Here is a 23,450-nt window from a genome sequence, read left to right as displayed (position 1 = left end):
TTCCCACTTCGCTCGAAAACGCTACCGGTTATCCAGGATCAACAGCGCGACCAGCATCAGCACGATCGCAGGTCCCGTCTTCACCAGCGCGCCGAGCGGCTCGATCCAGAGATCCGGCGTCAGGATCGCCGATCCCGCCATGTAGCCGAGCGAGGCGACGATGCCTGCGATCAGACCGAACGCCGCGGTGCGGCGGATTGCGATCAGCACCCCAATGCTCATGTCCATCAGGCTGGTCAACACCGTCACCGGCCCGACCAAAGCCGGCGGGAAATGGTGCGCACGCAAAATGCCCGCCGCGGCGTCATAGGAGATCACCAGCGCGATGAAGCCGGATGCGACCCAGAACAGCACGAGGCTTGCGAAGATCAGCGCTTTGATCAAAAACAGCCGCGCGAACCATTTGTCCTGAATGGTCGCGGGGCGCCCGCCGACCGCTTGCGCGATTGTCTTCGGCACGATGCCGGTCGCTTGCGTCCAGCCTGTGGGATCGCCGGTGACGCCGCGGCGCAGTTCGGCGATCGCGGTGGAGCGCAGCGGCGGCATCCAGCCGAGCCGGCTTGCGAGATCGCCGAGGCGAGCGCCGAGATCGATCAGGACCGGCGGCGTCGCGATGCGGAGATGCTTTGCCGTACCGAACGACCGGCGGAACTGGGCGATGACGCCGCCGAGCGAAATCGGCTGCTCCTGCATCAGGTCCCATGTCACCGATCGCACCGCTTCATCGGCGACATCGCGCGCCGCAAGCCAGGCGATGGTGGCGGCGATATCCTCGACTGCGACCGGCTGGAACGGCGTCGCCGCCTCCTCGGCCGGCAGATCGACCGGCAGCGCCGCCAGCGCGCGCAGCATGGCGCTGCCGCCATAGGCCGACGGCGCGATGACGAAGCCCGGACGCAGGATCGCATGGGGAATCCCGGACGCCGCGATCAGCCGTTCGGCCTCGCGCTTGGTGGTGCTGAAGGCGGTGCGGTCCGCATCGGCCATACCGGGAATCGAAATGTGGACGAGACGGATGGCGCGGTGGCTGTCACCGATCGCCTGCAACAGCCGCGCGACGAGGTCGCGATGCACCGCGCGGGTGTCGCTGCCCGGACCGTCCTGCAGCACGCCGAGGCAGTTCACGACGATGTCGACCTGGTGCGTGCGAAGCAGCTGCGTCAGCGCCGCGGCATCCATCGACATGACAGGCAGCTCGAGGTCGGCCGCGCTCATCTTTTGCGCAGGCGTGAAATACCGCGCGACCCCGATCACGTGAAAGCCGCGCGCCCTCAGATCGTCGGTGATCGTGCGCCCGATCAGGCCCGAGGCGCCGAGCACGAGGATGTTGTGTGATGCGTCGTCACTCATGAGGCCCAAGACTATTTGGCGTCGTTCCGGGGCGCGAACCCGGAATCTATTCCCCGATGCGCAATTGCGCATCTGCGGTTCGATGCTTCGCATCGCCCCGGAATGACGACACTGCGCTAAAATGGTTTCGCGATCATCAGCCAGAGGATGATCATCACGGAGCCAAAGCCGGGAATACCGAACAGGAACCAGCGGCGAAACAGCGCAAAATAACGCGGCGGCAGCGGAAGACCTTTTTCGACGGCCGCCTGCGCGAGATTGCGCATCTGGATCTGCATGAAGACGACGGGAACCCAGAACACGCCGGCCAGCACATAGAGCGCAAGCGAAACCACGAGCCAGCGCTCGGTGATGCTCGTTGCCGACAACAGCATCAGCAGCCCGCCGCTCACCGGCTGCAGCAGCACGGCGCTCAGCGTGAAGATCATGTCCGCGATCACGACGGTCGCCGCCGTGCGCGCGATGAACGCCGCATCCTGCGTTCGATGTGCCATCAGCATGAAGAAGGCGATGCCGGTCCCGGTGCCCAGGATCACGATGGCGCCGAGCACGTGCAGATATTTGATCAGGAAGTAGAGCGTCATCGCAGTCCGCTCGTAATCAGGCCAACTTCGGCGCGCACAAATACCGCCGCTGCCATAGGCCGGTCGGGCGCGAAAATCCACTGCGGCGGCGCAGGCGTGGCGCGGTCGGAGTACCCACATCGCGTCTGGATTCGCTCGCAGAATCCTGGCCGCGAATCGGCCCCCGAATGAGCTTTTTCCAACTATGGCAGTGTCATACTGCGCTCGCGATCCACGCTTTGCACAGCTCCGGATCGGCGGTTGGCCGCTTGAACTCCGGCAAGTGTCCTCTTTCGGAACATGTTCTCACGACACTGATGCAAAAAATCCACAGATTAACCGATAATTAACGATGGACCTTGAAGGCGGCCCGCCGACTTGCTTTGATTGCAGGCATGAGCACAACGCTAATCGAGGTCCGGCCGGCCAAAGCTGCAGACGCGGCGGCGGTGGCGTCTACCCATGACGAAGCCTGGCGCTCGGCGTATCAGGGAATCATCCCCGGCGCCGAACTCGAAAAGCTGATCAATCGCCGCGGCCCGCAGTGGTGGGACAGCGCCATCCGCAAGGGCAGCCGCGTCAGCGTACTGGTGTTCGGCGACCGGATCGCAGGCTACGCCAATTACGGCCGCAACCGCGCCCGCAGCCTGCATTTCGAAGGCGAGATCTACGAGCTCTATCTGCGGCCGGAATTCCAGGGGCTTGGCTTTGGCCGGCGCCTGTTCGCCTCCGCCCGCCGCGACCTGATGCAGAGCGGCCTCAAGAGCATGGTGATCTGGGCACTTTCCGACAACGAGCCGGCGACCGAATTTTACCGTGCGCTGGGCGGCCGGATGGTGGCGCGCTCCTCGGAGCGGTTCGGGCCCAAGTCGCTCGACAAGGTCGCTTTCGCCTGGGCCAACTGAAAATCCTGCTTCTCTCGCAGCTGCAGCAAGGCTAAACCAGCCTCCAGCGCTGCGCGCGTCGGCCAGCCCGGCCTCAAGGTCGGGCCGGGAGCCGTTTCGCGGCCCGGCGGCGCCAACCAAAAAATCACATCGTTCTCAACTTCCAGAGGCCACGCGGAGCAATCCATGCGTATCGACGCCATATCGATCGGAAAAAATCCGCCCCACGACGTCAACGTCATCATCGAGGTTGCCGTCGGCGGCGAGCCAATCAAGTACGAAATGGACAAGGAAGCCGGTACGCTCGTGGTGGACCGCTTCCTCTACACGCCGATGCGCTATCCCGGCAATTACGGCTTCATCCCGCACACGCTGTCCGGCGACGGCGACCCCTGTGACGTGCTGATCGTCAACACCCGCGCGATCGTGCCGGGCGCGGTGATGAGCGTCCGGGTGGTCGGCGTGCTCCTGATGGAGGACGAGGCCGGCGGCGACGAGAAGATCATCGCGGTGCCGTCATCGAAGCTGACCCAGCGCTACGACAAGGTGCAGAACTACAGCGACCTGCCCGACATCACGCTGCAGCAGATCCAGCACTTCTTCGAGCACTACAAGGACCTCGAGAAGGGCAAGTGGGTGAAGGTGCTGCGCTGGGGCGACGCCGACGAAGCCCGCAGGCTGATCCTCGAAGGCATCGAGCGCGCGAAGAAGAAGTGACTAACCTCGCCCCGCTTGCGGGGAGAGGTCGGATCGCATGTAGCGGAGCGGAATGCGATCCGGGTGAGGGGGTACAGGTCTCTCGACAATCCCACCTCGGAGAGGGGCCCCTCACCCCAACCCTCTCCCCGCAAGAGCGGGGCGAGGGAGCATTTCACACCGCCGGCGCCGGCAGGCCGGCAATCGCGCAGGCGGCGCGCAGCGTGTTGACCAGGAGGCACGCCACCGTCATCTGCCCGACGCCGCCGGGCACCGGCGTGATTGCGCCGGCGACATTGAGGGCTTCCTGGAACGCGACATCGCCGACCAGCTTCGGCTTGCCGCCGGGCACCGGGATACGGTTGATGCCGACGTCGATCACGGTCGCGCCCGGCTTCAGCCAGTCGCCCCGCACCATCTCGGGCCGGCCGACCGCGGCATAGACCAGATCGGCCTGGGCGCAGAGCTTCGGCAGATCGCGCGAGCGCGAATGCGCGATCGTCACCGTCGCGTTCTCGTTCAGCAGCAATTGCACCAGCGGACGGCCGACCAGATTGGAGCGGCCGATCACGATCGCGTTCATGCCTTCGAGCGAGGCGTGCACGCTCTTGGTCAGGATGATGCAGCCGAGCGGCGTGCAGGGAGACAGCGCGGCCAAGCCCCCGGCGAGCCGGCCGGCATTGTTGGGGTGCAGGCCATCGACGTCCTTGGCCGGATCGATCGCGTTGATGATGGTCTCGGTGTGCAGCGACTTCGGCAGCGGCAGCTGCACCAGGATGCCATGCACCATGGGATCGCGGTTGAGCCGCGCGATCAGCGCCAGCAGATCGGCCTGCGACACATCATCCGGCAGCTTGTGCTCGAACGAGGCCATGCCGGCGGCCTGGGTCTGGGTGTGCTTGCTGCGGACATAGACCTCGCTCGCGGGATCATGGCCGACCAGCACGACGGCGAGCCCTGGGGTGAGCTGGTGGTCACGCTTGACGCGGGCGACCTCGTCGGCGACGCGGGCGCGAAGCTCGGCGGCGATGGCTTTTCCGTCGATGATGCGGGCAGTCATGTCAGTCCCTTGTCTGCTGGTTCGGCTTGGCCGCCGTCAGCTTCCTCAATGTATCGCCGAGCCCTTTCGGATCGCCGTCCACCGCGACCTGCTTGAGCCGCGAGGTGGCGCCGGACAGCAGCTTCACCCTGGCTTTCGGCACGCCGAGCGCCTTGGCCAGCAGCTCAGTCACCGCACGGTTGGCCTCGCCGCCCTCGGCGATGGCGCGCACCCGCACCTTCACCACCGAACGGCCGTTGGGCAGCGTCTCGATCCCGTCGATGTCGTCGCGGCCGCCGCGCGGCGTCACGCGCAGCGCGATGCTGATGCCCTCGGTGGAATAGCGCCACGGATCCATCAAGGCCCCGTCGAGAAAGGGTCAGATCACGTTGGGATAGATGTAATAGGCGATCACCCGCTGGATGAACATGATGATCAGGATCACGATGATCGGCGAGATATCGAGCCCGCCCAGATTCGGCATCACGTTGCGGATCGGCCGCAGCACGGGCTCGGTGATCCGGTAGAGGAACTCGGCCACCGCGGAAACGAACTGGTTGCGCGTGTTGACCACATTGAAGGCGACCAGCCAGGACAGGATGGCGGAGGCGATCAGCAGCCAGACATAGAGGTCGAGGATGATGATGACGATGTCGAGAACAGCGCGCATATGAGGGGGGCTCGCGGGTAAGACAACCGATTGAGGCGCAACGAGACCGGACTGAGCCGCCATCGCGCTTCTTGTTTGGTCAGGATCGTTTCGGAAAACCGCTATGCGCTGGGCACTCGCGCGGTCCGCCGGGTCGGGATCACGCTCTAAATATCGGTTCATCCCCCCGCAAACAAGGGAACTGCCGGCCAGCGGGCCCGAAAACCGCGCTTTCACTGTTCTTGACTTGGCCTTGGGCGGGACTGTAAATGGCGCCCGACTGACGGCCGGGATACTCAGCAACACCCGGCCGCGATGGGGCCATAGCTCAGCTGGGAGAGCGCGTCGTTCGCAATGACGAGGTCGGCGGTTCGATCCCGCCTGGCTCCACCAGCCTTCGCTCGCTTCGCGAGCTTCGGCTCGGCAAGCCCGGATAGTCCGTCGTAGCGATGCGAGCGAAGGCTGCCGCGGCGTAGCCCGAAGGGCGAAGCCGGGCTGGTGTTATGAACTCCGACCCAATCCCTCCCCCTTACGTCCCCGTAAACCGCGGTGGCCGCTTCCCGACGAAGCTCTCGCTTCGCGAGCTTCGGCTCGGCAAGCCCGGATAGTCCATCGTAGCGATGCGAGCGAAGGCTGCCGCGGCGTAGCCCGCAGGGCGAAGCCGGGCTGAGGCAAGCTGCCCACGCCCAAAGGGCGAAGACGGACTTTTACCCACCCTCCCCCTCACGTCCCGGTAAACCTTGGCGGCCGCTTCTCCACAAAGCTCGCGACGCCTTCCCTGAAATCATTGCCCTTCAGCGCGATCTGCATCTCGCGGTTGGCATCGATGGTGGCTTCGGCGAGCGTCTGGAACGGCACGTCGTAGACCTGGCGCTTGATCACCGCGATCGCGCACGGCGAGACGAAATCGGCAAGGTCGCGGGCATAGGCATAGGTTTCCTCGCGCAGCTTCTCCGGCGAGGAGAGCCGGTTGACGAGGCCGATGCGCAGCGCCTCCTCGGCCGACACCCGCCGCGCCGACATCAACAGATCGAGCGCGTTGGCATGGCCGACGATACGCGGCAGCATCCAACTGATGCCGTGTTCGGCGATCAGGCCGCGCCGCGCGAAGGCGGTGGTGAACACCGCGCTGTCGGCGGCGAAGCGCAAATCGCAATAGAGCGCGTGGACCAGGCCGATGCCGGCGGTGGCGCCGTTGAGCATCGCGATGATCGGCTTCCTGATTGCGGGGTAGTAGGCGTAGCGCGTCTGCCAGTCGGCGCGGCGGTTCATGTCGAACGGGATGTTCTCGCCGCGCCTGACCTCGTTGGGATCGATTCCCTTCAGCGCGTCCATGTCGGCGCCGGCGCAGAAGCCGCGGCCCGCGCCGGTCAGCACGATGACGCGAACGTTGTCGTCGTTGGCCGCCACCTCCATGGCGTGGCGCACGTCGCGCTCCATGATCGCGGTCCACGCATTCATGCGATCGGGGCGATTGAGCGTGATGGTCGCGATCCTGTCGCTGACCTCATAGAGGATGTGCTCGTAGCTCACGGCGATCTCCCTGTGCCTTGTTGTTATTGATACGCGCGGCGATGCGGCCTGCGCGCGGCGGCCGACAGTAGCACATTCACCAGAATGAAAAGCGCGCGCGAAATTCCGCGTGGCGGCTATTCCGCGGCCTGCAGCAGCTGCCGCTGTGGCACGCGCGCGATCCAGCCGTCGATGAAATGCTTCAGCCACGCGCGCTCGGCGGCATCGTGGACGGCACGCTCGGCGAAGTGCAGATGACCCGGTTGTGCGCCCGGCGAATCCATCCGTGCGCAACCGCGCGTGGTCCAGCGATGCATCATCGCGTAGGTCACGTCGGGATGGAATTGCAGGCCGAAGGCGTTGCCGAACTGGAACGCCTGCACCGGGAAATCATCGCCCGCCGCGAGCAGGTCGGCGCCGGCGGGCAATTGAAATCCCTCGCCGTGCCAGTGATAGACCCGTTCCGGCCAGTCGGGGCAAAGCGCGCGGCCCGCCTCGGTCGGCCTGACCGGATAATAGCCGACCTCGACACGGCCTTGCGGATGCGGCGCGACCTCGGCGCCGAGCTGCCGCGCCAGCATCTGCGCGCCGAGGCAGATGCCCAGAAACGGACGCTGCTCGCGCAGCGGAACGGCGATCCAGTCGATCTCGCGCCGCACATAGTCGTCGCCATCATTGGCGCTCATCGGACCGCCGAAGATCACCGCGCCGGCATGCGCGTCGAGCGTTTCGGGCAGCGCGTCGCCGAAGCGCGGGCGGCGGATGTCGAGGCGGTAGCCCAGCGCGCGCAGGGCGTTGCCGATCCGGCCGGGAGTCGATGTCTCCTGATGCAGCACGATCAGCACCGGCCGCAACGAGACCTGAGCCGAGATCTGATCCAAGGCCTGATCCCCGGGCGTGACCGCGGCCGGCCTTCGGCTGGCAAAGGGCACCACGACACGGCTCTGGTCAGTCCGGAACGACATTGCCTCTGCTTAAAGTTTCGGCACGTAAGGCGCGATCATAGCTAAGTGGTCGTTAACATCGTGTGAGTTTGCGCACACCCAGGCGAAGCAAATCGCGGGCCAGAAAATAGCCTTAACGGCGACGAGTGGCTTTTCAGGGAAAGCTAGCGCTTGCGGAGCTGAAATCCGCCGACCGCCGTCAGGATGAAGGAGCGCGGAAACAGCCGGAGCAGAAACGGCACCAGCTTGATGAAGGCGCCGGGCAGCACCGCGCGCTTGTTGGCCATCAGTCCGCGATAGGCCTGGCGGGCCACCTCTTCTGGCGAAACGTTGAGGATGGCGGAATCGAATCCGGGGGCAAACCCGGCGCGATCCTGAAACTCCGATGGTACCGGGCCCGGGCAACACACGGTGACACGCACGCCCTGCGGCGCCAGCTCACAGCGCAACGCCTCGGTAAACGACAGCACATAGGCCTTGCTGGCGTAGTACACGGCCATGCCGGGGCCCGGCAGAAATCCGGCGATCGAGCCGAGATTGAGGATGCCGCCGCGGTTACGGATCAGCTGGTCGGCAAAGCGCAGCGTCAGATCGGTCAGCGCGCGGATGTTGACGTTGATGATGTTGAGCTGCTCGGCACGGTCGCGTTCGATAGCGCGGCCGAACAGGCCGAAGCCGGCATTATTGACGAGAAATTCGACCTCGACCCCGGCGTCGGTCAGGGCCTGCGCGATCCGGTCGCCCGCATCTGTGTGCTGGAGATCACAGGGGATCACAATCGGCGCTGCGCCGCCCTTGGCCCCGAGCTCGTCGGCGAGCGCCTGCAGGCGGTCGGCGCGCCGCGCCACCAGCGCCACACGGTGACCATTCGATGCAAACACGCGCGCCAGTTCGGTGCCTATGCCCGCCGATGCCCCGGTTATCAGCGTCACACGCTCGGTCACGTTTTCAAACTCTTACTGCAAATTCTAGTGAGGTACCCAACAAGGCGACGAGAGCATAGGCATGCGGTGGGACGCAAGCCGCGTGTAAGCTTGTGGACAGCGGCGAGGCACTGGTTTTGTGATGAAACGCCAGATTTTCAGTCGGATCGCCCACAATCGCGGCGGACATTAAAATTTCGTCATCCGTAATGCCAGTGACGATGCGTCCGCCGGCGCGGGCAATCACGTCAGATTGCGGCGTCCGCCGTGCCCCAGGGACCCTTTGGCAGCGCCGCCTGCTTCTCGGCGACCCGATGCTTGAGATCGATGCGGTCGCGCGAGGAAATGCCGAGCAGATCGGCGGCGCGCCAGACCACATTGTCCTCGAACTCGCTGACCTGACCGTCGGCATAGACCAGCTCCCACATCATCTCGACGATGCGCAGCCGTCCCTCCTCGTTCACCGAGCGCATGATGACACTGGTAAAGTGATAGAGATCCACGGCCTCGCCCTCGACGCGCATGGCAGAGGCGATCAACTTGTCGGCCGCGCCGCGGTCGAGCTGGAAACGGCTCTCGATCAGGCCGTGCAGCTTGCGCGTCTCGGCCGGCGTCGGCTCGCCGTCCAGCGAGACGACATGCACCAGCAGCGCGGTCGCCGCCAGGCGATAGTCGCCGTCATCGAAGGTGCGGTCGGCCTGAGCATCGGGGGAAACGATATCGGCAATGAATTGGCGAAGTCCGTCGAGCATCGTTCTCTCTGTGGAATGAAGTCTGCCTGATTTGAGCGCGATCTATCCGGCTATCAAGTTTTTCCGGATCCCGCTCCGTTGAAATCTATATGGCGTGGAAACAGAACCGGTGCAATCCGCGCAGGTTCCCGCTGCGACATTACGTTTCGGCAAGCATTACGTTTCAGCAATATGACTACGGTATCTCGTACACCACGAGCTTGTCGGCAATGCCACGCAGTGCCGCTTCCTTCTGGATCGGCTTGATCGCGGCGCGATCGAGGATGCCCGCGACCTCAGCCGATTCCATCACCGGCTGGGTCAAATGGATTTCCTGCGACGTCGACAGGCTCTGCACCCTGGCTGCGATATTCACGGTCTGGCCGAAATAATCCTGCCGCTCGTTGAGCGTCACCGCAAGGCACGGCCCCTCATGGATGCCGATCTTGACGATCAGATCTTCCTTGCCGCGCGCGGTGTTGAGCTGCTTCATCGCCGCCCGCATGCGCAGGCCCGCCGACAATGCATGCTCTGGCCGGATGAAGGTCGCCATCACGGCGTCGCCGATCGTCTTCACGACGGCGCCGTGCTCGGAAGCGATGATCTCGAGCAGCGCGTGGAAATGCGCGCGCACCAGATCGAATGCGGCGAGATCGCCGACCCGTTCATAGAGCGCGGTCGAGCCTTTGAGGTCGGTGAACAGGAAGGTGAGCGCGGTGATCTTCAGCCGCTGGTCGACCGTGAGGTTGTCGGCCTTGAACACATCGCGGAAGGTCTGGTTCGACAGCATCCGCTTCGCGGTGAGGATCGGCTTGCGCTTGCCGAGCAGCTCATGCAGCGCATCGGCCGCTACCCAAACAGCGGGCAGCACGCGGGTGTCGGTTTGGTTGTCCAGCGACAGCCGGAGCGGCCCCGGTCGCAGCACCGTGGTGCCGGTCGGCGCCTGCAGCTTGTTGAACACGATCGAGAATTGCTGGCGCTCGGTGGTCGGCTCGCCCTGCACGTCGAAGAAATGCGCCGAGTGCGTCACCGGCTCGAACACGATCAGAAACTGCTTCGGCAATTGCAGCGACAGCAGCGCCTTTTCGCCGGCCGGCAATTCCAGCGATTCCAGCGTCACCTCCTTGAGCAGGCGCTCCAGCGAGTCTTCGTTGAGCTCGATGCCTGAGCTCCAGAACATCTGGCGGACATATTCCCAGATCGGCAGCGTGTTCGGATCATGCGCGCCGATGCGGCGCACGCGCGGGCTGACGGTGAAGGCGACCTCGACCAGATCGTCGACGGACGCCTCGTAACCGGCCGCGCACAGCGCGCAATTATAGTCGTCATGACGCAACGACTTCAGCGTCGAATGCGCATCGAGCACGCCGCCGCAGCCCGGGCACAGCACATTCCAGCTCATGTCGAACAGGCCGAGCCGCGACGCATGCAGGAAGCCGGAAATCACCTTCTCCTGGTCGAGCCCGGTGCGGCTCGAGAAATCCAGCAGATTGATGCGATTGAGATCCCTATCATGACCGTCCGCGATCAGCTGCTGCATGGCATCGACGACGGCCGGATCGGTCGTCTGCCTGAGGACTGCGAAATGGGCCTGCGTATCGCTCATGGTGAGCCCCTAGATGAGCATTGGGACACCGCCGCGCAAGGTCAGCGCGGCTTGATCGTAAACACCGGCGAGCGGTTCGGCTGTGTCGTCACCACGCCGATCGGCAGCACCGGATCCTTGTCCGCCAGCGCGACGCGGAATGCGCCGACAATCTTCGCAAGCGCGAGCGTCGCCTCGACCAGCGCAAAATGCGCGCCGATGCAGACCCGCGCGCCGACCCCGAACGGCAGATAGGCGAACCGATCGGGCGGCGTTCCCGTCATGAAACGCGACGGCACGAACGCGTTCGGATCGCGCCACAGCTTCTCATGCCGGTGCAACAGCCACGGCGCAATCAGGATTACGTCACCCTTCCTGACCGGACGGCCCGCGATGGTATCGGGACCGCCTGCGGCACGCGCGATCAGGAACGCCGGCGGATAAAGCCGCATGGTTTCGTCGATCACCGCGCGGGTGAATTTCAGCCGCTCGATGTCGAGCGTGCCAGACGTCGCCGCACTCGTGACTTCGGTTGCCAGCTGTTCCTGGGTCAAGGGATCGAGCGCCAGCAGATAGAGCGCCCAGAACAGCGCGGTCGCAGTCGTCTCGTGGCCGGCCAGGATCATGGTGGCGACCTGGTCGCCGAGTTGGGCATCGGTGAAGGCCTCGCCGGTTTCAGGATCGCGCGCCGCGCCCATCAGGTCGAACAGGTCGCGGGCCGGCGCGTTGTCATCCTTGCCGGCCGCACGTCGCTCGGCCATCAGCATGCCGACGAACGCGGTCCAGCGCTTGCGGAAACGGGCGCGCCGGAAATCCTGCGGCGTCGGCCAGTTCAACGGCAGCACCAGATCGAGCATGTGCGGCCGCGCCAGCGTGTTGCCATACTCCATCACGAAATCCCGCAGCGCGGCGCCGTGGCGATCCATGCCAAACGAGAACATGGTGCGGCCGGCGATCTCCAGCGTCATCCGCTGCATCGCCTCGCGCAGATCGACCGGGCCGCCGCTCGCGGACTTCAGCTTGGCGATGGTCTCGTCGACCGCCGCAATCATGTAAGGCACCAGCGTCGTCACCGCGCGCGGCGTGAACGCCGGCGCCAGCGTGCGGCGCTGGTGTTTCCATGCCCGCCCTTCGGCGATCAATAGCCCCTCGCCCAGCATCGGACGCAGCACGCGAAGGCCGGCCGGCGTGCGGGTGTAGTTCTCGTAATTGTCGACCAGCACATGGCGGATCGCATCCGGCGTGTTGAGGATGAAGCTCGAATGGTTGAGAAAGCGGCCCTGGACAATGTCGTCCTCATAGGCGCGCTGGCCCCAGGTCTCGATCGGCGAGTTGCGCATCACCCGCATGCGCTGGAACGCGCCCATATCGTCCGGCGCGCGCGGCGGGGCCGGCGGGACCAGGGGCCGCCGCGTGACCGTGATATCGTAGACCTCGGCTATGCTCATGGTCCTCGCTTCCTGCCTCACGCGACGGCCGATCCGGCCATGCGATCCCGGCGCCAAGAAGGCGCGCGGACCCTCCACCAGACCTAATAAGTCAGCTCGGCGACCGCAATCCGATTTTCCGATACCGGCCAGGCCCGCATCATAATGCGTTCCCCGTTGAAGATCGCGGCAACCGGACGGCCGACATCGTCCGCGGCGAGCCGCAGCGTCGTCACCGAATCGGTCGGCACACCGGGCTTTACATCGGCCGGCTCCTTGCCGTCGAACAGCACGATGTCGCGCGGCAGGCCGAAATAGCCGCGCGGCCGCGACATCAGCGCGACCGCGCCTGCGCCGGCATCGGCCGGCCCCAGCGGCCGCGCCGCGCGCAGATGCACGATCTCGGACGAGCGCACAAACGGCGAGCGATAGATGTGCGTCGTCGCCGTACCAGGTGACGTCAGCACGAATTCGAGCGGCCACGACGGGTCGACCTGCGCCGGACCCCAGCGACCGTCGGCGCCGGTCTGCGAGCTGTGCAGCGGGCCGCCGATGCGCTCGCCGGTCTCCGCCGCGACATGATAGATGTCGACCGTGGCCCCCGGCACCGGCCGGTTGGTCGGCACGCCGCCGGGCGTGCCCGTGACGAGGCCGCTCAGCCTCACCGCCGTCTCAGGCACGATCTCGATCCGCGACGGCTCGTGCCTTGCGATGAATTTGTAGATCTCGCGAAAGGCGCGCGGATGAAAGGCGGTCTCGCGATGATCGACCGCGCCGAGCACCAGATTGGTCGCGCCTTTCAGCGCCGGCCCTTCCGTCGTGACGTTGGTCGGCGTGCCCGGCTTGCCGACGAAGCGGCCGTCGGCTTGCGCATATTTATCGAGGCCATCGCTGCGCAGCGTCAGGAACAGGGTGCCAACAGTCACTTCGCTGTCGCCACCGTTCAGTCCGCGCAGGAACGGACCACGCCCGTTGAATTCGTTGCCGAGCCCGTCGTCCCACGCATACACACCGTGATTGGGCGTGCCGCACAGCACCGCGTGGCTGATGTCGCCGCCGCCACCATTCTTGATGTAATTGCGGATCGCATTGCCGCCGCGCGAACTGCCGACCAGTGCGATCCGTGGCGCGCCGGTCTTCTGCTTCAGCTCCCTGATCGCCTCGGCGAGTTCGCGGCGCTGGTCCTCGGTCGAGGAGCGGCTCGCCTGCTCGATCTTGTCGTCACCGCGTGCCAGCGGATCGGTGAAATTGATCGCCGCCATGCGCTCGCGCGGCACGCCGTTCGATTCCATCCGCCAGCACGTCGTCATCCAGAGCGCGGCGTGATCGCCATTGCCGTGCACGAACAGGATCGGCGGGGTGTCACCGGCGGGCGCCGGCTGAGCCAAGGCCGACTGAGCCAAGACCGGTTGAGCCGAGGCCGGCCCGCCGAGGCGGCCGGCCAGCAGGGACAGGGCGCCGGCCCCTTGCAAAATTCTCCGCCGCGACAGCGCCATGGCCCCTTCCCCCGACCTTCCCTTGACCTTCCTCAGGTCTTTCAGTGCTTTAGCTGTGCCCTATCCTCGCCAAGAATGCCGTAATCGCTGGACAGGACACGCGTTTCGCGGGCATCAGTTGGTGCAGCCGGAATCGTCCAACAAGCCATAGCAGGCCAACCGGAACTGGATATGACCGAACCGCGTGATCGCTCCGACAGTATCACTGCACCGTTGCGGCATTCAATCTTCAGGCGAATCTGGCTCGCGAGCCTGCTCTCCAACCTCGGCATCCTGATCCAGGGCGTCGGCGCCGCCTGGGCGATGACGCAGATGACCGCGGAGGCCGACAAGGTCGCGCTGGTGCAGACCGCCTTGATGTTGCCGGTGATGCTGATCTCGATGCCGGCCGGGGCCATTGCCGACATGCACGACCGCCGCATCGTCGCGCTGGTGTCGCTGGCGATCGCGCTGACCGGCGCCACCATCCTGACCGTGCTGGCCTGGCTCAATCTGGTGACGCCGAACATCCTGCTCGCGCTGTGCTTCGTGGTCGGCAGCGGCATGGCGCTGTTCGGCCCGGCCTGGCAGTCCTCGGTCAGCGAGCAGGTGCCGCCGGAGACGCTGCCCGCGGCGGTCGCGCTGAACGGCATCAGCTACAACATCGCGCGCAGCTTCGGTCCGGCGATCGGCGGCATCGTGGTGGCGTCCGCGGGCGCCGTCGCGGCCTTCGCCGCCAATGCCGTGCTGTATCTGCCGCTGCTCGTCGTGCTGTTCCTGTGGAATCGCGTCAGCGAGCCGTCGCGGCTGCCGCGCGAGCGGCTGAACCGCGCCATCGTCTCCGGCGTGCGCTACATCACCAATTCGCCGTCGATCAAGATCGTGCTGACCCGCACCATGGTGACCGGCATCATCGGCGGCTCGGTCTCGGCGCTGATGCCGCTGGTGGCGCGCGACCTCCTGCATGGCGGCGCGCAGACCTACGGCATCATGCTCGGCGCCTTCGGCATGGGCGCGGTGATCGGCGCGCTCAACATCAGCGAGATCCGCAGCCGACTCAGCGGCGAAGCCGCCATACGGGTCTGCGCTTTGACGATGGGCGCGGCGATCGCCGCGGTTGCCGTGAGCAAGCAGCCGGTGATCACCGCCGCCGCGCTGGTTGTTGCCGGAGCGGTGTGGATGCTGGCGATCGCGCTGTTCAACATCGGTGTGCAGCTCTCCGCGCCGCGCTGGGTCGCGGGACGTTCGCTGGCGGCCTTCCAGGCCGCGATCGCCGGCGGTATCGCGATCGGCAGCTGGTGCTGGGGCCGCATCACGGATGTCGGCGGCGTCGAGATGGCGCTGTTGATCTCCGCCGGTCTGATGCTGCTGTCGCCGCTGCTCGGCATCTGGCTCAGGATGCCGCCGATCGGCGCGCGCAACGAGGACGCGACGGATGCGCTGGCCGATCCCGAGGTGCGGCTGCAACTGAGCGGGCGCAGCGGGCCGCTGGTGGTCGAGATCGAATACCGGGTGGCGCAAGACAATGCCCGCGCCTTCCACAATGTGATGCAGGACGTGCAGCTCAGCCGCCAGCGCAACGGCGCCTATGGCTGGTCGATCGCGCGCGACATCGCCGATCCCGAATTGTGGACCGAGCGCTATCACTGCCCGACCTGGCTCGATTTCCTGCGCCAGCGCAACCGCGCCACGCAGATCGAGCGCGAACTGCATCAGAAGGCGGCCGACTTCCACATCGGCGCCGAGCCGATCCGCGTGCGCCGGATGCTGGAGCGTCCGTTCGGATCGGTGCGCTGGAAGGACGAGACCCCCGACCGCGCCGCCAAGGAGGTGATCCCGGTGGTCGCGACCGCAGCGGGGAGCAGTACGTAGTCTCTCCATTGTCATTCCGGGGCGCGCGAATAGCGCGATCCCGGAATCTGGAGATTATTAGCTCGAGATTCCGGGTTCATCGCTCCGCAATGCCCCGGAATGACAGCTGATGGGTCTACTGCCCGTGATCGGCGAGCGTCTGCTGGCAGGCCTTGCTGAGGCGGCTGCGATGCTCCTTCAGGCATGCCAGCACGACCTGATCGCCCTCGCCGAGATGGGCGCGGCAGAACCGCGAGGCATCGCGTGAACAGGCATCGCGCCCCTGCTGCTGCGCCGAGGCGGCCGACGTCAACAAAACCAGCGGAACGACGGCAAACAGAAATCGGGTCATCTCTCAAAGCCTCTCAAGCGTTTTCGCGCGAAGGGGTGCCGGTTCGCGCGAAGAAAACGCGTCAAATAGGAAATCCGGAGCCCCGTTCCGATTTCATCGCAGCGGAAACGGCCCCAGGGAATGCGACGCCGGTTCTATAGCGTTTCCATGCCGCGAAGAAGCTTGAAACCGACTGTGATGGTCATCACGCATGGGTAAAGCCCGCTTTTTCTTGTCCTTCCAGCCTCTTGTTGGGATCGCGTTAAGACCTTGTTGGCATTAATCGCTCGTTACGGCTGTGGCGTATCCTTAAGTTCCGAGAGAGTGTGTAGCGATGCGTAGTGCGTTGGGCCTGATGCTGGCCAGTGTTGTAACGGCGATCGTGATCGCCGGCGTGTGGTTCTGGACCTCCTCGCCGCGTGCCGACGCGGCTCCTCCGCAAACCACGGCTGCGGCCAAGGCCGATCCGCTTCCCGCGGCGGCAAAACAGGCCGCCAGGGACGATGTCGAGACGACCGCCGCGCTGTCGAAGCGCGCCGATGCCACCCAGGCCGCGGCACCGGCCGTCACTCCTGCCCCGGCGCCCGCCCCCGTCGCGGCCGCGCCCAAATGCGCCAACCCCGACGCGCTCGGCATCAGCCGCACCGTCGTGGTCGACACCAATGGCGGCCCGGGCTTCGGCTTCCTGCAGTACAAGCAGTATGACTTCCTGACCGACAAGGAGGTCGTGCTGACCTTCGACGACGGGCCGTGGCCGACCACGCCGGCCGTACTCAAGGCGCTGGCTGACGAATGCACCAAGGCGGTGTTCTTCCCGATCGGCCTGCACACCACCTATCACCCGGACATCCTGCGCCAGGTCGCCGCCGCCGGCCACACCATCGGCGCCCATACCTGGTCGCATGCGCATCTCGCCAGCAAGAAGCTGACCGAGCAGCAGGCCAAGGACGAGATCGAGAAGGGTTTTAGCGCGGTCAAGCTGGCGCTGGGTGCGAACCCTGCTCCGTTCTTCCGCTTCCCGGCGCTGGCGCACACCCCGGCGACAACCGCCTATCTCGGCACCCGCAACATCGCGATGTTCTCGGTCGACGTCGACTCCAACGACTTCAAGTCCAAGAGCGCGGACGAAGTGATCAACAACGTGATGACCAAGCTCGACAAGGAGCACAAGGGCATCATCCTGATGCACGACCTGCAGAAGCACACCGCGCAGGCGCTGCCGACGCTGCTCCGCAAGCTCAAGGCCGGCGGCTACAAGGTGGTCTGGATGAAGGCCAAGACCCAGCTCGAGACGCTGCCCGAATACGACGCGATGATGGCGAAGACCGAGAAGCCGATCGCAACTGGCCGGCCGATCGGCAACGTCGTGCAGACGGTCGCCGAGTAACGCAGCAGACGCACTCGCAACGCAAAGCGCCCCTGGATCCGATCCAGGGGCGCTTTCGCTTTCTGAGCCACCAAAATATCGAAAACAACCCCATGCAAAGGAGCCGGCAGATGCCGGCGCTCGACCAGGCAACTTGACCCGTCGGGCAAATCAGGGATATATTTCCAATATTCCGAAATCGCGACCGATGCGCGGTTGGCCGCGGCTCGCCTGGCATCGGGCGCTGCCGGCGCAGCGGCAGCCCGCCGCAACAACGTCACCCCCTCGGCGGCATCATGGACAGGGCAATCTGCGTCATCTTCGCCCTGCAGCAATCTTGATCTGAATCAACGGCGGCTTTCCAATGTGTCGTTCGGTAGGATTGCAGGTTTCTGTTTGACTGAGTCGCCTTGCGTGCCCGAATATTCCCAGCACAGCGCGGCCATCATGAAGACCTTCGATATCACGTATCGCTATAGCAGCGACGATGTCGCGATCAGGCCCACCCCGCCGGACAGTCATGCGGCCTTGCTGCGTCTGGAGCAGGGTAACAAAAGCTTCGCCACGCTCCTTGACCACGATGAGGAGACGAGCGCGGTACAGCAGATCATCCCGGTCGATCTGCGTGACCTGGGCCTCCTGGCTGACAGCGCCGTACCGAAACAAAGACCATTTGCAGCCGTGCTCGGCTGCTCCGACGCCCGTGTACCCGTTGAACTCATTTTCAATGAAGGGCCCAATGATCTCTTCGTGGTCCGCGTCGCGGGCAATGGTCTCGGAATAGAGGTGCTCGGAAGCCTCAAATACGCAGTCGAGAACCTCGGCGGCAGCCTCAAGCTCATCGTCGTGCTCGGCCACAGCGGATGCGGCGCGCTCACGACAGCCGTCGACGTATTCCTGAATCCGCGCGAATACCTGCCGCTCGCGACCAAGCGTTCGCTCCGCAGCATTCTCGATGGCGCGCTGGTCGTGGTGCAGACTTCCGAGAGAAAGCTGGTCGCCGCGTTCGGGCCGACTGTCGTGCACCGCCCTGGATATCGAAAAGCCCTGATCGAGACGTCGGTTGTCACCAACGCCGCGCTGGCGGCTTACTCGATCCAGGAAGAACTGAGGACCAACGCCTACACCGGGATCGAAGCGGTTTACGGCGTCTATCTTCTGGAGAGCCGCGCGATATGGGCTCCCCGATCCGGTGATGTCGACGGGAGCGGGCTGGCGGCGGCACCTCGAGATCTTGCAGCGTTCGTCGATCTCGGCGACGCCATCGTGCAGTCGCAGCGCATTGAATCGCTTGTCAACGCGAAGGAATGAGCGGCGGCGTCTTCCCCCCGGTCCGAACTGGATCAAGCCCTTGCCGGGAGACGAGCCACGTCCGGCTTACGACCTTGTGAGATGCATCACGCCGTCAGCCAGCAACTGCCGACGGGTTGGCGTGGTCCAGTCGGATTGTTGGAACTTGGTCCTATCGGTGGGCCCGTATCGCTGTAGTTTTTGCGCCTTGAGACAGGGTCTCGGCGCAACGCCGCGCTCGTACACGCCAGCATCCACAGCACCAGCCTGTGTGCCGCGCCTCCGACGATGATCCGGGAATAGATTCGTCGGTCTGGCCCTCTCTTGCATGATGCCCGAACCCTGGAGAGCTCAGTGAGTGCATTCGAACAAGGTCGCGTACGGTCGGGCGACGATGGCTTGGCGAATACGGCCACCGAAAAGCTGCGTTCGATGATCCCGGCGGCTGGAGCGATGGCCTATCCGTTCCTGCTCGATGCATTTCATCTCGCGGTCTCTCCCGCTGCTGGTCCGGCGTCGTTTGGGCGACTGGTCCTGGCGGCGCTTTGCCTGTTGGCCGCGACCGCCGCGCCCTTGCTGGGTCTTGCCTGCGCGTATTGGATGACCAGGGCCGAGCCTTCGTCGTTCGAGCTGCGCGCCCGCCGCCTTGCCTATGCCAGCATCGCTGCGCCGCCCTTGTTCGTGCTGACCGGCGTCGGTCTCGGCCTGCTGCACATCCCAATCAGCGACGAGCTCGTCTGGGTCGCAGGTTGGGCGGCCGCATGCCTCTTTGTGCTGCTCGGCAGCGAGCAAGAGCGCCCGGCAAGGTCAGCCGCGATTGCGCCATCGATCGCCAAATGGCGCGTGATGCATGGCATCGCCGCAGCGGTCATCCTGCTCTACGTCGCGTTTCACCTCACCAATCATCTGCTGGGTTGGCTCGGACCCGATGTCCACGCCGCCGCGATGAAGGCGGGACGCACGGTCTATCGATCGCCGATGGTCGAACCCATCCTCGTCGGCCTGATGCTGTTCCAGGTCGCCGTCGGGATGCGGCTCGCCTGGCGCTGGAGCTCGGCGCCGGCGGATGCCTACCGCGTGTTTCAGATCGGCTCCGGCGTCTACCTCGCGGCGTTCATCGTCACTCATCTGAACTCGGCATTGGTCTCGGCGCGCGCCGTGCACCATATCGACACCAACTGGGCCTGGGCGTCCGGTGCGCCGACCGGCCTGATCCACGACGCCTGGAGCATCCGCCTGGTTCCGCACTACGCACTCGGCGTGTTCTTCGTCCTCGCCCACCTGACATCGGGATTGCGCGGCGTCCTGATCGCGCATGGCGCGGCCACAACACTCGCCGATCGGGTCTGGGCCATCGGACTCGCGGCCAGCGGGCTGGTCGCGATTGCGATCATGAGCGGATTGTGTGGGGCGCGGGTCTAGGAGACAATGTCGAATCCGCTATCGACAACGCGCCCGGGATCAGAGACTAATGCGGGAAGTATCCTTGAGTAGTGGCACCGCACGAGAGATCGCGCCATCTATTGCAGAGCACCTGCGGATGCATCTCCCGCAGGCATCTCGGGTGCGGGATCGACCGGCGGATGACGAAGATAAACTTGTTTCTTTAGCGCAGTAAAAATTTCGGTTTGCAGAAAGGCCATGACCGCGAAAACGATGGTCATGTATTCGCTTAGTTCGACATCGGTCGGAACCTTTAGGCGGTCACCATGCGCAATTGCGTTTCGAATTCCAAGGAGCTTCGCAAGCTTAGATTCGTGCTGCTCCACCGAAGCATAGCTCAAGCCGAGTTGAAACAGCATCTTACGAAGCACATCCGGCGAGAGATTTGACTTAGTATCAATGACTCGGTCTGGGATATCGAGTTTGCCGGAAGACACGCTATGAAAGGCATCTAGGAAGATTTGCTCACGTGCCGCCAAGTGCAATTGTGCGTCGTCGGGCATGCTTCGTCGAAAAGCGGGATGCTTGCTTTGTGGATCGCGCAACGCAGCGAAAACTTTCGAAAGGCTCGCCGCAGCGATCGGAATCGAAGCATCGCTGCAGCGCATCCCCGAAGAGTTCAGCGCCGCGGCATACGAAAACAACGAGAATTTGCAGAATCCCTCCAAGTGGGCGTACGCTACTAGAATGAGGGACCGCTTTATCATGTTCTTTTCATCGTCTAACCTGCTCATCGCAAGCAGACGTTCAATCAATCGAATCTCGCTCTCTCGGCTCCGCCGGTCAGCTTCAAGATCGCTGTAGACCGATTCAGGGGATTGCATTCGTAAGTCTCGCTTCGACGAGCGTGATCCTCTCGTTGAGCAGCCCAGGCGAGTTCTTTCCGCCACCGGTCGTTTTTTGAACGAAAGTGTTATCAAGCTTGATAGCGATCAGCGCATCACGAAGCGTCTGCATCTGCGCCTGATTGTCAGGGTCCAGCTTTTCGATTACTGCCTGTAACGCCATAGTCACGGCTTCGTAGTGATAGATACTGAATCCTGCGGCAAGGTCGTTGCCTGCTTTGTTTCGGAAGGCAAACGATTTTTCAGCGAGTGTTCTCTGCAGCACCAGGAAGGTCTTTCTGAAGTTAGCCTCTTCGGCCACGTAATCAAATGATAGATCGTTCTCTGGGTCAGCAACGTCCTCCATGTACTCGGTCAAGAACTCAGACACATCGTGCTTGAATGACGCCCGTCTATTTTTTAGCGCGAAGAAGCGAAGCACTAATTCCTGATCTACGGCGGACAGCACCCGAGCTTGCGTCAACGCCTCCGTGCAAGTTTGAAATACCTCAACCTTACTCATGTTGACGATAAAGTCGGGAAACTGACTGCTTAGCATTCGAATTGCGCAGTTTCGCAGCTGCTGCTCAGACAAGCCCTCGCCGCCCGTATTGAGCCGCTTGAACATGTGATACTTGAAATGAGAGTCGGTCCCTTTGCGGACTACCTCAACACGGATGAATGCGCGCTTTAGGCGAATCTGCAACGACGCGGGCAAATCGCTAAACTTTTTTCCGTTGAGCGATTTGACGATATCGCAATCCGTTAGGGTCAAAAAATCACCCTTTGCCACCGGTGGGTCTAGGTGCTCCGCCTTCAACTGCCCTCGAAAGTGGAGATATGACGAAATGCGTTGCAATCCATCGATCAATTGATAGCGACCGTCTTCCACTTCTATCACGAAGATAGGCGGCACCGGCATTTCCAGAATCAAGGATTCTATAAAGCGTGAGCGCTGCCCTTCCGACCATCGGAACAAACGTTGATAGTCGGGAGTGATGTCCAGCTCGGGCGGTTCGGCTGCTGCCATATCCAATAGTTCGTTGAAGGAAATGTCCAGCGCGGTCGTGCTGACCCGCTTTAGCGTGCCGCTTATCTCGTCTACAAGTTCAGTGCCGTCAGCCATTTATCGCTCCGACATCTTCTCAAAGCATAGGACAGATTCAACTGCAGTCGAACTCTTGCGATAGTTTCTTGTCTTTGGATTGATTCCCGACATTGACCGTCGAACTTCAAAATCGGCACGTTGCCTCAAGGCAAGCTGCCTTCGCTCCGCAATTTGGGTAAGATATAATGGGACGTCATTGTGGATATCCTTGTAAAAGGAGTCCTGTACCACAAAGATCGCCGATCCCTTTGACTTCAGCGAGTTGGCGATTGCCGCGACAGAGCGGGCTAACTTGTCGAAGTAGTCGACATGAGTTTTGATGTAATAGCCGTTCGACGCCTTGGAGGGATGCTGTTCAACGCGGCGCAGGAATTTCTGACATGCGGGCCCCCAACTGTCATCCCTTTCAACAGTTCCGACAGGCACTCGCGTTGAACCAATCATTTTCCGCCCGAGTGATCCGGTGTCGATGGCGACGAATGGAGCAATGACGGCTAATTCGACTCGGGTGGCCGCAGTATAGTCGATCCGTGTACAGTATGGCGGCGACGTGAGAACGGCGTGAACACTGCCACGCGACAGCTGAGGAGACGTACTGTCCGCAATTCGTATATCAAATGATTGATCCGCCGCTGCGTGCACTACGTCTGTAGAGAGTACCGTCGCCATGGCTTCTATCTGAGTCGTAAACAGGCCTTCGATTAGAGCGCGATCAGCGTTAATGCGCTTATCTTTCACGTCAGCGATTTTTAGCCAAGTAGGATTCGTGGAACGAAATGGCTTGGTGAGATCGCGCATCACGGAAAAAAGGCAGACATAGAAGCTCGCCGCAATGCTGGACATCTGACCAAGGTCAACGTCGTTGCTTGATAGCGTTCTCGGCCCGACCAAATTGTCGTTTATGCTGCGTTCAATTGTCCGGAGGACTGTCGCTGTCTTCACATCGAACCACGACAAAAGCGGATCGTCCTGCTTGATTGCAGCCCTACGGTCCGCTCCCTGCAAAATCGCCTTCGCGAGCGGTTCAAGTGCGTCAATCTCGCTAAACGGCAGCATGCGCGCTCGCGAAATTATGACCATCACAGGGTTTATGTCTAACCCAATAGCTTTGTGCCCACGATGAACGGCCGCGTACGATGTGGTGCCACTGCCATTCCAAGGATCGAGTACGGTGGCACCGGGCTTCAGGTTCAAGTTTTCCAAGATTTCGTTAGCAAACGACTCTGGGAAACCAGCGTAGTATGGGAAAAATCTTTCCCAACTGGTCTGCGCATGACCATCACGCTTCGGGGAGGAAATCGGACGCCCGCTGAGCGGCATTTTTTTCGTTGATCCTTCAAGACTACACTCAATTACACGCGATTCGTCCTTTTCGTTAGCCCGCCAGCGCGACTGGCGCACGTCAGAAGCCGTTTCATTCAGAGTGCAGCAATCTTGCACTACCGCGCGACGCGTGCTG

At 63.2% G+C, this 23,450-nt stretch carries 22 protein-coding genes and 1 tRNA gene; 7 read left to right on the top strand and 16 right to left on the bottom strand.

Features of this window, described 5'->3' with window-relative positions; genetic code table 11:
* Nucleotides 1-21 precede the first annotated feature (21 nt).
* Nucleotides 22-1,350 carry an SDR family oxidoreductase gene (locus QA635_RS01605; RefSeq protein WP_283066405.1) on the bottom strand — a complete coding sequence of 443 codons (1,329 nt, stop codon included), beginning with the start codon at nt 1,348-1,350 and terminating at the stop codon, nt 22-24.
* A 116-nt stretch (nt 1,351-1,466) separates the two neighbouring features.
* Nucleotides 1,467-1,934 (bottom strand): DUF2269 family protein, encoded by a 468-nt coding sequence (locus tag QA635_RS01600; RefSeq protein ID WP_283066403.1) that lies wholly within the window; start codon nt 1,932-1,934, stop codon nt 1,467-1,469.
* Nucleotides 1,935-2,308: 374 nt separating this feature from the next.
* Here QA635_RS01600 and QA635_RS01595 point away from each other — a divergent pair, with 374 nt between their 5' ends.
* Both QA635_RS01595 and ppa read left to right on the top strand, forming a co-directional pair.
* Complete coding sequence (locus QA635_RS01595; RefSeq protein WP_016847248.1) at nt 2,309-2,818, top strand: GNAT family N-acetyltransferase; 510 nt, start codon at nt 2,309-2,311, stop codon at nt 2,816-2,818.
* Between the two features lie 165 nt (nt 2,819-2,983).
* On the top strand, nt 2,984-3,514 hold the full coding sequence (gene ppa / locus QA635_RS01590; RefSeq protein ID WP_028337382.1) for an inorganic diphosphatase: 531 nt from the start codon (nt 2,984-2,986) through the stop codon (nt 3,512-3,514).
* Between the two features lie 154 nt (nt 3,515-3,668).
* On the opposite strand, the gene folD is transcribed toward ppa, so the two are convergent.
* From folD to QA635_RS01575, 3 genes are read right to left on the bottom strand one after another with little or no spacing between them, the layout of a single operon-like run.
* The gene (folD, locus tag QA635_RS01585) at nt 3,669-4,553 is read right to left on the bottom strand and encodes a bifunctional methylenetetrahydrofolate dehydrogenase/methenyltetrahydrofolate cyclohydrolase FolD (protein WP_283066400.1); all 885 of its coding nucleotides are present in this window, start codon (nt 4,551-4,553) and stop codon (nt 3,669-3,671) included.
* A 1-nt stretch (nt 4,554) separates the two neighbouring features.
* Nucleotides 4,555-4,890, bottom strand: a complete 336-nt coding sequence (locus tag QA635_RS01580) for a DUF167 domain-containing protein (protein ID WP_425249119.1) — start codon at nt 4,888-4,890, stop codon at nt 4,555-4,557.
* A gap of 21 nt (nt 4,891-4,911) precedes the next feature.
* Nucleotides 4,912-5,202, bottom strand: coding sequence for a YggT family protein (locus QA635_RS01575; RefSeq protein ID WP_016847252.1), 291 nt, complete (start codon nt 5,200-5,202; stop codon nt 4,912-4,914).
* Nucleotides 5,203-5,498: 296 nt separating this feature from the next.
* Between QA635_RS01575 and QA635_RS01570 the strand changes: the two genes are divergently transcribed.
* Nucleotides 5,499-5,574 (top strand) — tRNA-Ala (locus tag QA635_RS01570).
* Nucleotides 5,575-5,904: 330 nt separating this feature from the next.
* Here QA635_RS01570 and QA635_RS01565 read toward each other — a convergent pair.
* From QA635_RS01565 to QA635_RS01535, 7 genes are all read right to left on the bottom strand, one after another.
* Complete coding sequence (locus tag QA635_RS01565; protein ID WP_283066394.1) at nt 5,905-6,714, bottom strand: enoyl-CoA hydratase; 810 nt, start codon at nt 6,712-6,714, stop codon at nt 5,905-5,907.
* Between the two features lie 116 nt (nt 6,715-6,830).
* Nucleotides 6,831-7,658, bottom strand: coding sequence for a glutamine amidotransferase (locus QA635_RS01560; protein ID WP_283066392.1), 828 nt, complete (start codon nt 7,656-7,658; stop codon nt 6,831-6,833).
* Nucleotides 7,659-7,801: 143 nt separating this feature from the next.
* On the bottom strand, nt 7,802-8,581 hold the full coding sequence (locus tag QA635_RS01555; RefSeq protein ID WP_283066391.1) for an SDR family NAD(P)-dependent oxidoreductase: 780 nt from the start codon (nt 8,579-8,581) through the stop codon (nt 7,802-7,804).
* A gap of 227 nt (nt 8,582-8,808) precedes the next feature.
* Complete coding sequence (locus QA635_RS01550; protein ID WP_016847256.1) at nt 8,809-9,312, bottom strand: tellurite resistance TerB family protein; 504 nt, start codon at nt 9,310-9,312, stop codon at nt 8,809-8,811.
* 175 nt (nt 9,313-9,487) lie between these two features.
* On the bottom strand, nt 9,488-10,897 hold the full coding sequence (locus tag QA635_RS01545; protein WP_076834983.1) for an adenylate/guanylate cyclase domain-containing protein: 1,410 nt from the start codon (nt 10,895-10,897) through the stop codon (nt 9,488-9,490).
* Between the two features lie 41 nt (nt 10,898-10,938).
* Nucleotides 10,939-12,324 (bottom strand): cytochrome P450, encoded by a 1,386-nt coding sequence (locus QA635_RS01540; RefSeq protein WP_283066385.1) that lies wholly within the window; start codon nt 12,322-12,324, stop codon nt 10,939-10,941.
* Between the two features lie 83 nt (nt 12,325-12,407).
* On the bottom strand, nt 12,408-13,799 hold the full coding sequence (locus tag QA635_RS01535; protein ID WP_283066383.1) for a hydrolase: 1,392 nt from the start codon (nt 13,797-13,799) through the stop codon (nt 12,408-12,410).
* A 171-nt stretch (nt 13,800-13,970) separates the two neighbouring features.
* Here QA635_RS01535 and QA635_RS01530 point away from each other — a divergent pair, with 171 nt between their 5' ends.
* The gene (locus QA635_RS01530; protein WP_092087790.1) at nt 13,971-15,650 is read left to right on the top strand and encodes an MFS transporter; all 1,680 of its coding nucleotides are present in this window, start codon (nt 13,971-13,973) and stop codon (nt 15,648-15,650) included.
* Nucleotides 15,651-15,765: 115 nt separating this feature from the next.
* Here the strand turns inward: QA635_RS01530 and QA635_RS01525 are convergent, their stop codons facing one another.
* A complete protein-coding gene (locus tag QA635_RS01525; RefSeq protein WP_168858072.1) occupies nt 15,766-15,981 on the bottom strand; it encodes a cysteine rich repeat-containing protein in 216 nt (71 codons plus the stop codon).
* Between the two features lie 313 nt (nt 15,982-16,294).
* Here QA635_RS01525 and QA635_RS01520 point away from each other — a divergent pair, with 313 nt between their 5' ends.
* The 3 genes from QA635_RS01520 to QA635_RS01510 all read left to right on the top strand — a co-directional run bounded on the left by QA635_RS01520 (nt 16,295) and on the right by QA635_RS01510 (nt 20,038).
* Complete coding sequence (locus tag QA635_RS01520) at nt 16,295-17,347, top strand: polysaccharide deacetylase family protein (RefSeq protein ID WP_283066380.1); 1,053 nt, start codon at nt 16,295-16,297, stop codon at nt 17,345-17,347.
* A gap of 426 nt (nt 17,348-17,773) precedes the next feature.
* Nucleotides 17,774-18,637, top strand: coding sequence for a carbonic anhydrase (locus tag QA635_RS01515; RefSeq protein WP_283066379.1), 864 nt, complete (start codon nt 17,774-17,776; stop codon nt 18,635-18,637).
* Nucleotides 18,638-19,015: 378 nt separating this feature from the next.
* Nucleotides 19,016-20,038: a hypothetical protein gene (locus QA635_RS01510; protein ID WP_283066377.1), complete on the top strand. Its 1,023-nt coding sequence runs from the start codon at nt 19,016-19,018 to the stop codon at nt 20,036-20,038.
* Between the two features lie 98 nt (nt 20,039-20,136).
* Here the strand turns inward: QA635_RS01510 and QA635_RS01505 are convergent, their stop codons facing one another.
* Genes QA635_RS01505 through QA635_RS01495 form a run of 3 tightly spaced genes read right to left on the bottom strand, consistent with a single transcriptional unit; the run spans nt 20,137 to nt 23,392 of the window.
* A complete protein-coding gene (locus QA635_RS01505) occupies nt 20,137-20,883 on the bottom strand; it encodes an MAE_28990/MAE_18760 family HEPN-like nuclease (RefSeq protein WP_283066375.1) in 747 nt (248 codons plus the stop codon).
* Nucleotides 20,870-22,009 carry a DUF262 domain-containing protein gene (locus QA635_RS01500; protein ID WP_283066374.1) on the bottom strand — a complete coding sequence of 380 codons (1,140 nt, stop codon included), beginning with the start codon at nt 22,007-22,009 and terminating at the stop codon, nt 20,870-20,872. Before QA635_RS01500 ends, QA635_RS01505 begins: the two co-directional genes overlap by 14 nt.
* On the bottom strand, nt 22,010-23,392 hold the full coding sequence (locus QA635_RS01495) for a DNA methyltransferase (protein WP_283066372.1): 1,383 nt from the start codon (nt 23,390-23,392) through the stop codon (nt 22,010-22,012).
* Nucleotides 23,393-23,450 lie beyond the last annotated feature (58 nt).

Source organism: Bradyrhizobium brasilense (genome assembly GCF_029714345.1).
GTDB lineage: Bacteria > Pseudomonadota > Alphaproteobacteria > Rhizobiales > Xanthobacteraceae > Bradyrhizobium > Bradyrhizobium australafricanum.
The sequence above is the reverse complement of the archived record's forward strand: the minus strand, read 5'-3'. Positions and strand labels throughout refer to the sequence as shown.